The sequence below is a fragment of the Streptococcus gordonii genome, assembly GCF_001553855.1.
Taxonomy (GTDB): Bacteria; Bacillota; Bacilli; order Lactobacillales; family Streptococcaceae; genus Streptococcus; species Streptococcus gordonii.
In genome coordinates this window covers 75,096-90,646 of record NZ_LQWV01000040.1, presented here as the reverse complement: position 1 = coordinate 90,646, position 15,551 = coordinate 75,096, and the positions used below count along the sequence as shown (strand labels likewise).

The 15,551-nt window shown below is 41.5% G+C and carries 16 protein-coding genes; 13 read left to right on the top strand and 3 right to left on the bottom strand.

Annotated features, from left to right (window positions below; all coding sequences use genetic code 11):
* Window positions 1-9 precede the first annotated feature (9 nt).
* The 10 genes from argJ to AWH02_RS09855 all read left to right on the top strand — a co-directional run bounded on the left by argJ (window position 10) and on the right by AWH02_RS09855 (window position 7,064).
* On the top strand, window positions 10-1,203 hold the full coding sequence (argJ, locus tag AWH02_RS09900) for a bifunctional glutamate N-acetyltransferase/amino-acid acetyltransferase ArgJ (protein ID WP_060554161.1): 1,194 nt from the start codon (window positions 10-12) through the stop codon (window positions 1,201-1,203).
* An 11-nt stretch (window positions 1,204-1,214) separates the two neighbouring features.
* Entirely contained in the window at window positions 1,215-1,952 is a 738-nt protein-coding gene (gene argB, locus AWH02_RS09895; protein ID WP_060554162.1) for an acetylglutamate kinase, read from the top strand.
* Between the two features lie 2 nt (window positions 1,953-1,954).
* Complete coding sequence (locus AWH02_RS09890; RefSeq protein ID WP_060554195.1) at window positions 1,955-3,097, top strand: acetylornithine transaminase; 1,143 nt, start codon at window positions 1,955-1,957, stop codon at window positions 3,095-3,097.
* A 146-nt stretch (window positions 3,098-3,243) separates the two neighbouring features.
* The gene (locus tag AWH02_RS09885) at window positions 3,244-3,573 is read left to right on the top strand and encodes a hypothetical protein (RefSeq protein ID WP_060554163.1); all 330 of its coding nucleotides are present in this window, start codon (window positions 3,244-3,246) and stop codon (window positions 3,571-3,573) included.
* A gap of 11 nt (window positions 3,574-3,584) precedes the next feature.
* Window positions 3,585-3,788, top strand: a complete 204-nt coding sequence (locus AWH02_RS09880) for a helix-turn-helix transcriptional regulator (RefSeq protein ID WP_008809497.1) — start codon at window positions 3,585-3,587, stop codon at window positions 3,786-3,788.
* A complete protein-coding gene (locus AWH02_RS11020; RefSeq protein WP_060554164.1) occupies window positions 3,785-4,027 on the top strand; it encodes a hypothetical protein in 243 nt (80 codons plus the stop codon). Before AWH02_RS09880 ends, AWH02_RS11020 begins: the two co-directional genes overlap by 4 nt.
* Window positions 4,028-4,044: 17 nt before the next feature.
* On the top strand, window positions 4,045-4,764 hold the full coding sequence (locus AWH02_RS09870) for a DUF3169 family protein (protein ID WP_223358743.1): 720 nt from the start codon (window positions 4,045-4,047) through the stop codon (window positions 4,762-4,764).
* An 18-nt stretch (window positions 4,765-4,782) separates the two neighbouring features.
* Window positions 4,783-5,316, top strand: a complete 534-nt coding sequence (locus tag AWH02_RS09865) for a DUF3267 domain-containing protein (protein WP_060554165.1) — start codon at window positions 4,783-4,785, stop codon at window positions 5,314-5,316.
* Window positions 5,317-5,320: 4 nt separating this feature from the next.
* Window positions 5,321-5,989 carry a CPBP family intramembrane glutamic endopeptidase gene (locus tag AWH02_RS09860; protein WP_060554166.1) on the top strand — a complete coding sequence of 223 codons (669 nt, stop codon included), beginning with the start codon at window positions 5,321-5,323 and terminating at the stop codon, window positions 5,987-5,989.
* A gap of 157 nt (window positions 5,990-6,146) precedes the next feature.
* On the top strand, window positions 6,147-7,064 hold the full coding sequence (locus AWH02_RS09855) for a diacylglycerol/lipid kinase family protein (RefSeq protein ID WP_048777487.1): 918 nt from the start codon (window positions 6,147-6,149) through the stop codon (window positions 7,062-7,064).
* 185 nt (window positions 7,065-7,249) lie between these two features.
* Here AWH02_RS09855 and nrdF read toward each other — a convergent pair whose 3' ends face one another.
* The 3 genes from nrdF to nrdH form a co-directional block, all read right to left on the bottom strand.
* Entirely contained in the window at window positions 7,250-8,209 is a 960-nt protein-coding gene (nrdF, locus tag AWH02_RS09850; protein WP_048777486.1) for a class 1b ribonucleoside-diphosphate reductase subunit beta, read from the bottom strand.
* Between the two features lie 166 nt (window positions 8,210-8,375).
* Window positions 8,376-10,535 (bottom strand): class 1b ribonucleoside-diphosphate reductase subunit alpha, encoded by a 2,160-nt coding sequence (gene nrdE, locus AWH02_RS09845; RefSeq protein ID WP_060954933.1) that lies wholly within the window; start codon window positions 10,533-10,535, stop codon window positions 8,376-8,378.
* An 84-nt stretch (window positions 10,536-10,619) separates the two neighbouring features.
* Window positions 10,620-10,838 carry a glutaredoxin-like protein NrdH gene (gene nrdH, locus AWH02_RS09840; protein WP_045503882.1) on the bottom strand — a complete coding sequence of 73 codons (219 nt, stop codon included), beginning with the start codon at window positions 10,836-10,838 and terminating at the stop codon, window positions 10,620-10,622.
* 446 nt (window positions 10,839-11,284) lie between these two features.
* On the opposite strand from nrdH, the gene AWH02_RS09835 reads away from it, so the two are divergent.
* From AWH02_RS09835 to glgB, 3 genes are all read left to right on the top strand, one after another.
* On the top strand, window positions 11,285-11,548 hold the full coding sequence (locus AWH02_RS09835) for a phosphocarrier protein HPr (protein ID WP_006596636.1): 264 nt from the start codon (window positions 11,285-11,287) through the stop codon (window positions 11,546-11,548).
* Window position 11,549: 1 nt separating this feature from the next.
* Complete coding sequence (gene ptsP, locus AWH02_RS09830) at window positions 11,550-13,283, top strand: phosphoenolpyruvate--protein phosphotransferase (protein WP_060554168.1); 1,734 nt, start codon at window positions 11,550-11,552, stop codon at window positions 13,281-13,283.
* A 256-nt stretch (window positions 13,284-13,539) separates the two neighbouring features.
* Complete coding sequence (gene glgB / locus AWH02_RS09825) at window positions 13,540-15,444, top strand: 1,4-alpha-glucan branching protein GlgB (protein ID WP_060554169.1); 1,905 nt, start codon at window positions 13,540-13,542, stop codon at window positions 15,442-15,444.
* Window positions 15,445-15,551 lie beyond the last annotated feature (107 nt).

Here is a 15,551-nt window from a genome sequence, read left to right as displayed (position 1 = left end):
GGGTTAGATATGAAGATTATTGATGGAACGATTGCCAGTCCGCTAGGCTTTTCGGCTGATGGTTTACACGCTGGCTTTAAGAAAAAGAAGTTGGATTTTGGCTGGATTGTATCAGAAGTGCCGGCCAGTGTGGCAGGAGTTTATACGACGAATAAGGTCATTGCTGCTCCACTTCTAGTGACCAAAGCCTCAATCCAAAAGAGTCAGAAATTGCAGGCAATAGTGGTTAATTCTGGTATTGCTAATTCCTGCACAGGCCAGCAGGGACTAGATGCTGCCTATGAGATGCAGCGATTGACTGCTCAAAAGCTGAAGATTGAGCCCGACTTGGTAGGTCTGGCTTCTACAGGAGTCATCGGCGAGCAGCTTCCAATGGATGCTCTGAAAAATGGCCTGTCACAGATTCTGGTGAGTGGCAAGGCAGAAGATTTTGCTGAGGCTATCTTGACGACGGATACTTGTACTAAGACCTGTGTAGTCACAGAAGAGTTTGGCTCAGACCTGGTGACTATGGCAGGAGTGGCTAAGGGATCGGGCATGATTCATCCGAATATGGCGACCATGCTGGCCTTTATCACTTGTGACGCTAATATTTCTAGCGCAACCCTGCAAGCGGCTCTCAGCCAGCATGTTGAGACGACTTTCAACCAAATCACGGTGGATGGAGATACATCGACCAATGACATGGTATTAGTCATGGCGAACGGCTTCCAACAAAATGAGGAAATTCTGCCAAATACGGAAGAATTTGAAAAGTTTTCTAAGATGCTCCGCTATCTTATGGCTGACTTGGCTAGGAAAATTGCCAAGGATGGCGAAGGAGCGACCAAGTTGATTGAGGTCAATGTTCGGCATGCCAAGGATGAACAGAGCGGCCGTATGATTGCCAAGAGTGTCGTTGGCTCTAGCCTGGTCAAAACAGCTATCTTTGGTCAAGATCCCAATTGGGGCCGCATCTTAGCAGCTATTGGCTATGCGGGAGCAGATGTCTCAGTAGATAATATTGATATTTGGATTGAGGGGATTCCAGTCATGCAGGCTTCTAGCCCTGTGGCTTTTGACTCTGAGGAGACGAGTGATGCCATGGCTGGAGAGCTGCTGACCTTGACCATTGACCTGCACGATGGGGACTCTGAAGCTCAGGCATGGGGCTGCGATCTATCCTATGATTATGTGAAAATCAATGCCCTCTATAGAACCTAAGGAGAAATGCAATGAAAGATGTGATTGTTATAAAAATTGGCGGTGTTGCTGCGCAAAAGCTGTCTGATAAGTTTATCAAGCAGATGAAAGAATGGATAGCAGCTGGTAAGAAAATCGTGGTCGTTCACGGGGGCGGTCTGGTCATTAACCAACTTATGAAAGAGCGTCAGCTGCCTACTCGCAAGGTTAAGGGGTTGCGGGTGACAGCTAAGTCTGACTTGCCTATCATTCAGCAGGCCTTGCTAGGTCAAGTTGGCCGGACACTGACACAAGAACTGAACGATTCAGATATTGAAAGTCTTCAACTGGTTTCACATTTGGGAAAGACAGTTTCGGCAGATTTTATCGATAAAGATCTCTATGGCTATGTCGGTCAGGTGACGGCCATTCAAACTGCTTATCTAGAGCAGTTGCTGGCTGCGGATATGGTCCCGGTGCTAGCTTCGCTAGGACAAAATGTAACTGGCGATCTCTTAAATATCAATGCAGACTATCTGGCTGCGGCAGTTGCCAGCAGCTTGCAGGCAGAGAAGCTAATCCTGATGACAGATATAGAAGGAGTTTTAGAGGATAAAAAAGTCCTGCCTCAACTTCTGACCAGTCAGGTGTCCAAGAAGATTCAGACAGGTGTCATTAAGGGCGGCATGATTCCTAAGATTGAGAGTGCTGTCCAGACTGTGCTTTCCGGTGTCGGGCAGGTTCTGATTGGTGATAATCTTTTGACGGGCACCTTGATAGCAGAGGGATAATGATGACTTATTTATTTGAAAACTACAAGCGGGCGCCTATTGAGTTTGTTAAAGCAGAGGGCTCCTATCTGATTGACAGTGAGGAAAAGGCTTATTTGGATTTTTCATCGGGGATTGGCGTAACCAATCTTGGCTTTCACCCCCAGGTCCAGCAGGCTTTGATCCAGCAAGCAGGGCGCATCTGGCACAGTCCCAATCTCTATCTTAGCTCTCTGCAAGAGCAGGTGGCTCAAGAGTTGGCGGGTTTTTATGATTATTTGGCTTTTTTCTGTAATAGCGGAGCGGAAGCCAATGAAGCAGCTATTAAGCTAGCTCGTAAGGCTACTGGCAAGCAAGGCATTATCACTTTTCAGCAATCCTTTCACGGTCGTACCTTTGGCGCTATGGCCGCAACAGGACAGGATAAGATCAAGGAAGGATTTGGTGATGGGGTGCCTCATTTCAGCTATGCGGTTTACAATGATTTGGCCAGCGTAGAAGACTTAGTCAATCAGGATACGGCAGCTGTCATGTTGGAATTGGTCCAAGGAGAATCAGGAGTTCGTCCAGCAGAAGCAAGCTTTGTCAAAGTTTTGGCTGATTTTTGCCAACGAGAGGGGATTTTGCTGATTGTTGATGAGGTACAGACAGGTATGGGGCGCACTGGTCAGCTTTATTCCTTTGAGCATTATGGGATTATACCGGATATTGTGACACTGGCTAAGGGTCTGGCCAATGGCCTACCTGCAGGTGCTCTATTAGGAAAATCCAGATTGGCTTCCGCTCTTGGGCCTGGCAGTCACGGCTCCACCTTTGGTGGCAATAAATTAGCCATGGCAGCTGCCTTGGAGACCTTGCATATCATGAAAGAGGCGGACTTTCTGGAAGAAGTCAGGTCTAAGAGTGCCATCTTGATGAAGCAGCTTCAGCTTGCCTTTCAGGACCATCCAAAGATTTCTGCTGTTCGAGGCCTAGGCATGATGATCGGGATTGAAACAAGTTCCAGTCTGTCAAAGATTGTTGAAGCTGCTCGTCAGAAAGGCTTGATTATCCTGACCGCCGGAGAGAATGTTATCCGTCTCTTGCCGCCTTTGACCATCAGCAGGGAGGAAATCCAGCAGGGGATTACTGTTTTAAAAGAAGTATTTTCAGAAGTAGATGAATAAAGGAAAAGGATTCAGTTTGAGCTGGATTCTTTTTTGTCTATGATAATAGTACTTTTGACAAGGATTATTATTTTTTTGACAAAGATACTTGTCAAAAAGGAAAGAATCTGTTACAATACTTTTGAACAGGAAATGGAGGGACGCTTATGAATGTATTCTTATGGTTCTTGTTTCCGATGACTTTTATGGTTTTTATCTTTGGGATTGATTCTTTCAATAAGTTAAAACGGATGCAGGGACGGCTAAAGTCTTTAGAAAGAAATAGAAAAGGAGAGAAAACAATGTCACGATTTTTAAAAGAGATGATTGGAAAGAAACCAATGATTACAAGTGAATTGATTGGGACAAATGATTGGCTTGTAGTGGATGTGGATGAAGACTGGGTTAAGCTTAGTAAAACAGATAAAAAAGGCCAGAAAAAAACGAAACTTATGCGCATTGAAGATATTCGGTCTGTTGAATTGCTGGAGAATTGAGAGGGAATTTCATGAAATTAAAGAATCGTCTCAAGGAGTTGCGAGCACGAGATGGCCTCAATCAGACAGAGTTAGCAAGGAGAGCAGAAGTATCCAGACAGACTATCAGTCTCTTGGAACGAGGCGAGTACACTCCCTCTATCATCATTGCGTTGAAAATTGCTCATATTTTTGGAGAAACTGTCGAGAACGTTTTTAGAATCGAGGAAGAATGAAACAACTTAGAAATAATAGTCAACTTTTGCTTTTATCTTTGTTTATTGTTTATGTCTTGTCTTATGTTTTAAAAGATGCAGGGCTACTTCAAATAGAATTGCCCCTGAGGTTAGAATGGGCTGTTGTGTTTTATCTCACTCTAGCAGCTATCCTAGATAAAAGAATAAGCCATAAACGAAAAGCTAGCGGTAAGTCGAGTATAAACTCTAGATTGAGAGATAGGAAAGGAAAATCATGACAACGAAAAAAAGAATAATGAGAAATGTAATTTTCTTAATTCTAGCCATAATCATTGGAGGAGCAATCGGCTTCTTTGCTGCTCGCATTGAACATGTCTCTTGGCCAAGTTTTTTGAATGTAGGACTACTACAAAACATAGGACGTGTATGCTTAACCATCCTCTATCCTTTAACCTTTTATTTAATCTACCAAGCAAATAAGTATCATCTGTCTATGGAGAAAGAAGAGGATGAAGATAAGGAGTATGAACTTTATCGTCAAACCTTTAAAACGTTAGAATCTGTGACGATCTTATTTAATGTCACCTCCGCCTTGACTTTATTTACCTTATTTGTTGGTGTAAACTATGTTTTTCCATTATTAGAAGCTGGTGCGGTGTTTTGGATTAATCTATATGATGGAGTTATTCTTCTAGCCCTTGTAATTGCCCAAATAGTATTGCTCAAGACGACACAGAAAATCCGAAAATATAAACTATCGATAGCACCTACCGTTGAAGAAATGAAGAAATTTGCTTTTTCCTTTGACGAGGGAGAACTACAAGCTAACTATGAACAGAGCTTTTTGATCCTCTTTAACCTAAATCAGCGGGTCATTCCTAGCCTATATGTTCTTATGTGGTTGGTGGGCTTACTGACTCCGATGAATGTTGTTTCAGCTTATATCGTACTGACCATTATTTTCATTTATATCAATGTCATGTTCTATCCTATGGTTAAAAAGTACTTTAAATAAAAGAAGAAAGAATTGACTATGAAATTACTGAGAAAGATTGACTTTTTAACGGATAAGAAAACGAACCTTTGGCTTAATATAGGAGCTCTTTTATTAATCCTTCCTTTTCTCTTTTTCTTTGCTTGGGTAGCACTTGAATTGCTAGAAGAAGACGAGGGGCTGTTCGTCTTTACAGACTTTTTATACTTGTTCGTCTTGCTGGTTGTACATGAGCTGATCCATGGCTTTTTCTTCAAGATCTTTGGTGATGAAAAAACGAAGGTCAAATTTGGTTTTAGAAACGGTATGGCCTACGCGACTAGCCCTGGGAGTTTTTATAGCAGGGGTAAGATGTTGATCATTGCTCTGGCACCCTTTGTTTTGATCAGTCTCTTTTTAACAGTCTGTTGTGAACTTGAATGGCTATCCAGCCCTTCCTACATTGCTCTGGCTAGTATTCATGCAGCCTCTTGTATCGGTGATTTTTATTTGTCTTATATACTTATTAGTCAGAAGGAAGAAATTCTTGTTGAAGATACCGAAGTTGGTCTAAATATTTATCGAAAGGATTAGAAATATGAAGAATACAAAGAACATCAAAACATTTCTTGCCCATTTAGGACTTTATTCATTAGTTATATTGTCTTATTTTGTTATTTTTTCAAGCATCATTTCTAGTGTCTTAGAATCTCTGATGATGGGAACCTCTCAATATATTGCCCTACCGATCCTTTTATTCTTATCGGCTTTATATATTATTCCTTTGTGGAAATGGTATCAGCATGATTTGAAATTAGAGGTAAAAAAAACAAGGATAATCTCTTCTGTTTGGCTACCGGTCATTCTTTTGATTGCTTTTATAATTTTCCAAGAATTAATGCCCACGAATCCGTCGGAAAATCAAAATAATGTAGAAATGCTAATTGCCTATCAGCCTGCATTTGCTTTTATTTTTGTTGTTTTCCTTGCACCGATTGTTGAAGAATTGCTGACTCGAGGATTTATGGCTAAGTTTTTTTTCTCAAAGCAAGTGACCTCCTTACGAAAGTTACTCTATATTCTTGCCTCCTCTACTTTATTTTCTCTACTTCATAGACCAGCAACCCCAGGTCAATTTCTAACGTATTTTATTATGGGAGTTATCTTTGCCTTAGGCTATTTATGTAGGAAAGATATACGGTATGCGATTGCTTTGCATATGGCCAATAATTTGTTTGCCTTTGTTCTCTTTGTCTTCTTTCAATAGAATAACGAAATATAAGACAGCACTTCTAAAGTTAGGCAGAAAAGTCTAACGGTAGAAGTGTTTTCTTTGGAATAGAGTTTAAATACCAAACTACTTTTCTGGACTTTCGAAAGCTAGCAGTTTCAAATAGTTGTGAAAGTGTTTTCCGGATGGTATAATGAGCTATCAAACGAAAAGAGGTTTCCTTATGTCCAAAGTCCTATTAATTGTCAACCCTAGTTCAGGAGGAGAAAAAGCCAAGTCCTATGAAGACTTGGCGAGAGAAAAGCTGGCAGAATGTTTCGATGAGGTAGTAGTCAAGCATACTGAAAAAGGCGGAGACGCAACAGCTTTTGCTAAGCAAGCCGCAGAAGACCATTATGATAGCGTCTTTGTCATGGGCGGCGATGGAACAGTCAATGAAGGGATCAGTGGTCTGGCTGAACTAGACTATCGTCCGACCTTTGGTTTCTTTCCACTTGGTACGGTCAATGACTTGGCGCGTGCTCTCGGCATTCCTCTAGACGCTGAAGAAGCCATCCAAAATCTGGATATCAACAAGGTCAAGCCGCTTGATATCGGCAAGATTAATGACCAGTACTTTATGAATGTGGTTGCCATTGGAACCATTCCAGAGTCGATCAATAATGTAGATTCTGAAGACAAGACCAAGTGGGGCAAGTTTGCCTACTTTATCTCTGGTTTCAAGCAGTTGATGGATACTAGTTTTTACGAATTCCATTTGAAGATTGATGGAGAGGAGCGCACGATAAAGAGCAGTACACTCTTGATTGGCTCTACCAACTCAATCGGAGGTTTCGAGAGTATTCTCCCTGAAGCCACTGTCAATGACGGCTTGCTTCACCTCTTGTATCTTAAGGATAAAAATCTCTTTGACACCTTGGTTTCTGTGCCAGATTTGATTTCGGGCAATGGTGAGAAAAGTGATAATATCGAGTATCTAACCTTTAAGGAAATCACAGTTGAGTTGGCTGATGCAAAAGCAGAACTCAGCGTCAACGTTGACGGAGATGAGGGAGACCAACTGCCAGTGACGATTCGTGTCTTACCATCCCACTTGAATGTTTATTACTAAATATTTTGGGAAAATCAGAAAAGCTAGATGATGTTTGCTTTATCTGTTCTCCTTGCTAGTTTAGATTACAAAACCCCTCTTTCCAACGAAGGAAAGAGGGGTTCTTTGTTTTATGAAGCGTAATTATAATCGCCATATTTCATATGTTATAACGTATGAAATATGTTTTTATTTGGTTCATAATCTTATAAACCGTAATTGTAGTCTTCATCTTGCATAGCTTCCACTTCACCAAGTAGGTAGCCATTACCAACTTGGGAGAAGAAGTCATGGTTGGAAGTACCAGTTGAGATACCGTTCATAACGATAGGGTTTACATCATCAGCTGTATCTGGGAAGAGAGGGTCTTGGCCTAGATTCATCAAGGCCTTATTGGCATTGTAGCGTAGGAAGGTCTTGACTTCCTCTGTCCAGCCAACTTCATCATAAAGTGTTTCAGTATAGCCTTCTTCATTTTCATAGAGGGTGTAGAGTAGGTCATACATCCATTCTTTGAGTTTTTCTTGCTCGTCTTCTGGCAGTTCGTTAAAACCTAGCTGGAACTTGTAGCCGATGTAGGTTCCGTGGACGGATTCGTCACGGATGATTAGCTTGATAATCTCAGCGACGTTAGCCAGTTTATTATTACCCAGATAGTAAAGTGGAGTGAAGAAACCAGAGTAAAAGAGGAAGGTTTCCAAGAAAACGCTGGCTACTTTCTTTTCTAAAGCTGTACCATTTAAGTATATCTCATTGATGATTTCAGCTTTCTTTTGCAAGTAAGGGTTTGTATTGGTCCAAGCAAAGATTTCATCGATTTCTGACTTGGTGTTAAGCGTAGAAAAGATAGAAGAGTAAGACTTGGCGTGAACGGACTCCATAAATTGGATGTTGTTGAAGACAGCTTCTTCGTGGGCTGTACGGACGTCCTTACGCAGGGCATCTACACCAGATTCAGATTGGAGGGTATCCAGCAGGGTCAGACCACCGAAGACCTTGCCGACTAAGTCCTTTTCCTTGTGAGATAGCTTTCTCCAGTCATCCAAGTCATTGGATAGGGGAATCCGCGTATCTAGCCAGAATTGCTCGGTCAGTTTTTCCCAGGTGGACTTATCGATAACATCTTCAATAGCGTTCCAGTTAATGGCTTTGTAGTAAGTTTCCATTTGAAATCTCTTTCTATGTGTTGTGATGTGATAAAGAATCATTATTATTTTATCACAATTTTATAAGGGGATCGAACAAAAAGTCGGCGAACCGACTTTTGAGTTGTTAGCTGATGATAGTAATCAAGTCAGTAAGTAAAAACGAGATGACTGATTCCTAGAAGAACTAGATCACACAGCTTTCACATTGGTTGGCACCTACTTCGCCACCATCGTCAGTGAAGGTGCGGACGTAGTAGATGGATTTGATACCCTTGTTGAAGGCGTAGTTACGCAGGATAGAAAGGTCGCGGGTTGTCTGCTTGCTTTCTTTTTTCCACTCATAGAGACCTTTAGGAATATCACTGCGCATAAAGAGAGTCAAGGAAAGTCCTTGGTCTACGTGCTCAGTTGCGGCTGCATAGACATCGATAACCTTGCGCATGTCCATGTCATAAGCGCTAGTATAGTAAGGGATAGTCTCAGTTGACAGACCAGCGGCAGGATAGTAGATCTTACCGATTTTCTTTTCCTGACGTTCTTCGATCCGTTGAGTAATTGGATGGATTGAAGCAGAAACATCATTGATATAGCTGATAGAGCCATTTGGTGCAACAGCTAGGCGGTTTTGGTGGTAGAGACCATCAGCCTTGACCTTGTCGCGCAACTCAGCCCAATCCTCTGCAGACGGGATAAAGATTCCTGCGAAGAGTTCTTTGACACGGTCGGACTTAGGTACAAATTCACCTGTCAGGTACTTGTCAAAGTAAGTTCCGCTAGCATAGTCAGATTTTTCAAAGTTATGGAAGGTCACGCCACGCTCGCAAGCGATATTATTAGACTCAACCAAAGTCCAGTAGTTCATGAGCATGAAGTAGATGCTGGTGAACTCTACAGCTTCCGCTGATCCGTAATCGATCAACTGCTGAGCTAAATAACTGTGTAGCCCCATAGCACCTAAACCAAAAGTATGAGCTAGGCTATTTCCGTGATCGATAGAAGGCACAGCTGTAATGTGTGAACTATCAGTAACGAAAGTAAGAGCGCGAGTCATAGTCCGGATGGATTTTCCAAAGTCAGGCGATGTCATCATGTTGACAACGTTAGTAGAGCCTAAGTTACATGACACATCTGTTCCCAGGTGGAGGTACTCTTGCGCATCATTCAAAAGGCTAGGCTCTTGCACCTGCAGGATTTCAGAGCAAAGGTTACTCATGATGATTTTACCGTCGATCGGATTTGAGCGGTTAGCTGTATCAATGTTTACGACATAAGGATAGCCAGATTCTTGTTGGAGTTTGGAAATTTCTGTTTCCAAATCACGGGCCTTGATCTTGGTCTTAGTGATATTTGGATTAGCGACCAACTCATCGTATTTTTCAGTAATGTCAAGGTAGGCAAATGGCACTCCATATTCGCGTTCAACAGAATATGGGCTGAAGAGGTACATTTCTTCATTTTTACGAGCTAATTCGTAGAACTTATCCGGAATCACGACACCAAGTGAGAGGGTTTTAACCCGAACTTTTTCGTCAGCATTTTCTTTCTTAGTAGAAAGGAAGGCAATGATATCTGGGTGGAAGACGTTGAGGTAGACAACCCCAGCTCCCTGACGTTGTCCCAGCTGGTTAGAGTAGGAGAAGCTGTCTTCAAAGAGTTTCATAACAGGCACAACGCCAGATGCAGCTCCTTCATAACCCTTGATAGGTGCTCCAGCTTCCCGCAGATTGCTGAGGGAAATACCGACTCCGCCTCCGATACGAGATAGTTGAAGGGCAGAGTTGATAGAGCGACCGATTGAGTTCATATCATCTGTTACTTGGATGAGGAAGCAAGATACCAATTCACCGCGACGAGCTCGACCTGCATTAAGGAAGCTTGGTGTAGCTGGTTGATAGCGTTGGTGGATGATTTCATTGGCAATATCCTTAGCAATGGCTTCATCTCCATTGGCAAAGTATAGGGCGTTAAAGAGAACACGCTCTTCCATGCCTTCCAGATAGTATTCACCATCATTTGTCTTTAGTGCATACTGGTTGTAGAATTTGTAGGCCGCCATGAAAGATTTAAACTTGAAATCTTGTGCATGGATAAAAGCAGCCAGCTCTTCGATGTACTCAGGAGAATAAAGCTGGATAAATTCTTTTTCTAGATAGTTTTCTTCTATTAAATAATTAATTTTTTCTGTAATTGAAGAAAATTGTTTAGTATTCGGCTCAACGTTTTCTTTAAAGAAAGCTTCCAATGCTTCTTGGTCTTTATGAAGCATGATTTGACCGTTGACAGGACGGTTAATTTCATTATTAAGACGGAAGTAAGTAACGTCTTCTAAGTGTTTTAAACCCATAATCGTTTCCTTTATATTTTTTTCTGCAAAAGAAAGTGCTCCTATATACTATAGAAGCTCCTCCTTCTTTTTGTCTTGCTATTCTTATGATAGTTGTTTTAATTTATTTGGTTGGAAACCAGAGAATGCATCAGTTGCTGTTTGGATAACCGGAGCAGCATTGAAGCCTAGGTTTTTGACGTGCTCGATGTATTCTGGTTGTTCGTCAAGATTAATTTCTCTATATTCCACATGATTTGTATCCAAGAATCGTTTGGTCATTTTGCATTGAACACAATTATTTTTTGAGTAAATCGTTACCATAAAAGGAACTCCTGTTTATTAAAAATTTAATTCTTTCTTAGTATATCTCAAAGAAAAAATCTTGTCAATGGATTAGACTAAATATTGTGTTATATTTTATTATAACACAGTGTAGAATACAAGATATGGTGTTTTGCAAGGGAAGGAAAAAGAGAGAAAGCATCTTAAAGATTGATTTATCAAGGTTTTTACATAGGTAATAAAATTCTTTTCTAATATTTTTGAAAATTGTTCTAACGATTCTCAAATAAAAAGTTAGCTGGAGACATCGCTAGATAGATCTTGTAAAATAAGGTGCCAGATAAGATTTTAGATTGAAAAATGCTGTTGAAATTTGAAAAAACTAATACTGATTCTTGAAAAAGATTTCAAAAAATGATATAATCAGAAATTGTAAGGGTTATCAAAATATCCTAAAAAAGAATTATTTAAAGGAGAGTCTAATTATGGCTTCTAAAGATTTCCACATTGTGGCAGAAACAGGTATTCACGCTCGTCCAGCAACTTTGTTGGTTCAAACTGCAAGTAAATTTGCTTCAGATATCACTCTTGAATACAAAGGTAAATCAGTAAACTTAAAATCAATCATGGGCGTAATGAGCCTTGGTGTTGGTCAAGGTGCAGACGTAGTTATCTCTGCTGAAGGTGCAGACGCTGACGACGCACTTGCAGCAATTGCAGAAACAATGGAAAAAGAAGGATTGGCATAATATGACAGAAATGCTTAAAGGAATTGCGGCATCTGATGGTGTTGCTGTTGCTAAGGCATATCTATTAGTCCAACCGGATTTGTCATTTGAGACTGTTTCAGTCGAAGATACGAATGCAGAAGAGGCTCGTTTGGATGCAGCTCTTGAAGCTTCACAGAACGAGCTTTCTGTTATCCGCGAGAAGGCAGTAGGTAGCCTTGGTGAAGAAGCAGCCCAAGTATTTGATGCTCACTTAATGGTTCTCTCTGACCCTGAAATGGTTGGTCAGATTAAAGAAACAATCCGTACGAAAAAAGTGAACGCTGAAGCGGGACTTAAAGAAGTAACGGATATGTTTATCACAATTTTTGAAGGTATGGAAGACAATCCGTACATGCAGGAACGTGCAGCGGATATTCGTGACGTTACAAAACGTGTTCTTGCAAACCTTTTGGGTAAAAAATTGCCAAACCCAGCTTCTATTAATGAGGAAGTGGTTGTCATTGCACATGACTTGACTCCATCTGATACAGCACAGCTTGATAAAAACTTTGTTAAGGCTTTTGTAACAAATATCGGTGGACGGACTAGTCACTCAGCAATTATGGCTCGTACGCTTGAAATTGCAGCAGTTCTCGGTACTAATAATATTACAGAATTGGTAAAAGACGGGGATATCATTGCAGCGAATGGTATCACTGGTGAAGTGATTATCAACCCAACTGAAGATCAAATTTCAGATTTCAAAGCAGCTGGTGAAGCTTATGCAAAACAAAAGGCTGAATGGGAATTGCTTAAGGATGCTGAAACTGTAACTGCAGATGGCAAACACTTCGAGTTGGCGGCTAACATTGGTACACCAAAAGACGTTGAAGGTGTAAATGCAAATGGTGCAGAAGCTGTCGGTCTTTACCGTACTGAGTTCCTCTATATGGATTCTCAAGATTTCCCAACAGAAGATGAGCAGTATGAAGCATACAAAGCTGTTCTTGAAGGAATGAATGGAAAACCAGTGGTTGTTCGTACGATGGATATTGGTGGAGATAAGGAACTCCCTTACTTCGATATGCCACATGAAATGAACCCATTCCTTGGCTTCCGTGCTTTGCGTATCTCTATCTCTGAAACTGGTAATGCTATGTTCCGTACACAAATCCGCGCTCTCTTACGTGCGTCTGTACATGGACAATTACGTATCATGTTCCCAATGGTAGCCCTTCTAACAGAATTCCGTAAGGCTAAAGCAGTTTACGAAGAAGAAAAAGCGAAATTGCAAGCTGAAGGTGTTGCTGTAGCGGATAACATTCAAGTGGGTATCATGATTGAAATTCCAGCAGCAGCTATGTTGGCGGATCAATTTGCCAAGGAAGTTGACTTCTTCTCAATTGGTACCAACGACTTGATCCAGTACACTATGGCAGCTGACCGGATGAATGAACAAGTCTCTTACCTCTATCAACCTTATAACCCATCTATCCTTCGCTTGATCAACAATGTTATCAAGGCGGCTCATGCTGAAGGCAAGTGGGCAGGTATGTGTGGAGAAATGGCTGGTGATCAAACAGCGGTGCCATTGCTCGTAGGTATGGGCTTGGATGAATTCTCTATGAGTGCGACTTCTGTCCTACGGACTCGTAGCCTCATGAAGAAGCTGGATACGAAGAAGATGGAAGAACTGTCTCAGCGTGCACTGACTGAATGTGCAACGATGGAAGAAGTTCTTGAGCTTGAAAAAGAGTATCTAGACTTTGACTAATTTGTTTTACTTTAATAGAGCGGGAAACCGCTCTTTTTCATAACCTGGAGCATTATGCTACTCTTAGTTCGTTTTAAAAAGTGCTTTCGTCTGAAATAAAACAAATATATAAGAAATTGCTACAGGAAAAAACAGAGGCAAACATTATGTTCGGATTCTGGAAAAAAGTGGCAGTATTTATGAAATTTACTTGAAAAAGGAACGAAAATAAGGTAGAATAGAATAATAGAAAACGCTTACAAAAAGGAGAGCTTGCATGGATAAAAACGAAGCACTAAGAACCTTTACAACTGGCGAAAACTTTCATTTGCAGCATTATCTGGGAGCGCACCAAGAGGAAGTGGATGGCAAGTTCGGCTACTCTTTCCGCGTTTGGGCGCCTAATGCCCAGAGTGTGCATCTGATTGGTGATTTCACAAACTGGTATGAAAATCAAATTCCTATGGTCCGGAATGAAGCGGGCGTTTGGGAAGTTTTCACAGAGCTACCTAAGGAAGGAGATATTTACAAGTACAATATCAAGCGCAGCAGTGGTCAGGAAATTTTGAAAATTGATCCGCTGGCTATCTATCTGGAAGAGCGTCCGGGTACTGGAGCAGTTATCCGAACTATTCCTGAGAAGAAGTGGAAAGACGGTCTTTGGTTGGCACGCCGGAAACGTTGGGGCTTCTTCTCTCGGCCGGTCAATATCTATGAAGTGCATGCCGGATCGTGGAAACGCAATGAAGACGGTAGTCCTTATAGCTTTGCCCAGTTAAAAGAAGACTTGATTCCTTATCTGGTGGAGATGAACTACACACATGTGGAATTCATGCCGCTTATGGCTCACCCACTGGGGCTTAGCTGGGGCTATCAGCTTATGGGCTACTTCGCCTTTGAGCATACCTATGGGACGCCTGAGCAATTTCAAGACTTCGTTGAAGAATGTCACTTGAACAATATCGGTGTCATTGTAGACTGGGTACCAGGTCACTTCACTATTAATGATGATGCTTTAGCCTACTATGATGGGACACCGACTTTCGAGTATCAGGATCATGATCGGGCCCATAACTATGGTTGGGGTGCTCTCAACTTTGATTTAGGCAAGAATCAAGTTCAGTCTTTCTTGATTTCCAGTATTAAATTCTGGATTGATTTCTATCATCTAGACGGGATTAGGGTTGATGCTGTCAGCAATATGCTCTATCTGGACTATGATAGCGGACCTTGGCAACCAAATAAAGATGGTGGCAATCGCAACTATGAAGGTTATTACTTCCTTCAGCGCCTCAATACGGTTATTAAGCTAGCCCATCCGGATGTCATGATGATTGCAGAGGAAAGTTCCTCAGGTACTAAGATTACGGGTATGAGAGAGCTGGGTGGTCTAGGATTTGACTACAAGTGGAATATGGGCTGGATGAATGATATTCTTCGTTTCTACGAGGAAGATCCGATTTATCGTAAGTACGATTTTAATCTGGTAACCTTTAGCTTTATGTACGTATTCTCTGAAAACTTCCTCCTGCCATTCTCGCATGATGAAGTAGTTCACGGCAAGAAGAGTCTCATGCACAAGATGTGGGGTGACCGTTACAATCAATTTGCGGGGCTCCGCAACTTGCTGACCTATCAAATCTGCCATCCAGGCAAGAAACTGCTCTTTATGGGCTCAGAATTTGGTCAGTTCCTAGAATGGAAGTCAGAAGAGCAACTAGAATGGTCTAATCTGGACGATCAAATGAATAAGAAGATGCAGGGCTTTACTGCTGCGCTCAATGCCTTCTATAAGGACAATCGTCCGCTTTGGGAGATTGATCTGAGCTATGATGGCATCGAAATCATTGATGCGGATAATACCGATCAAAGTGTTCTCTCCTTTATCCGTAAGACGGAAAAAGGAGATATGTTAGTTTGTGTATTCAATATGGCGCCGGTAGAGCGGAAGAACTTTACCATCGGTGTTCCTGTGGCAGCCATTTATGAAGAAGTATGGAACACTGAATTAGAAGAATGGGGAGGTGTTTGGAAGGAACATAACGAAACAGTTCAGTCTCAAGAAGGACTTTGGAAAGATTATCCACAGACCTTGACCTTTACACTCCCAGCTCTTGGAGCCAGCATCTGGAAGATCAAGCGTCGGGTTAAAACCAAGTCGACTAAAACTGAAAAAAAGTAGAAAAATTCATTTGTTGTAATTGAACTCGTATTAAAATATCAGAGAAAATCGTAGTTTTGCAAACAGAAATGAGGAGTCTCTAAGAATAGTCTTTCTGGAGTATTCTA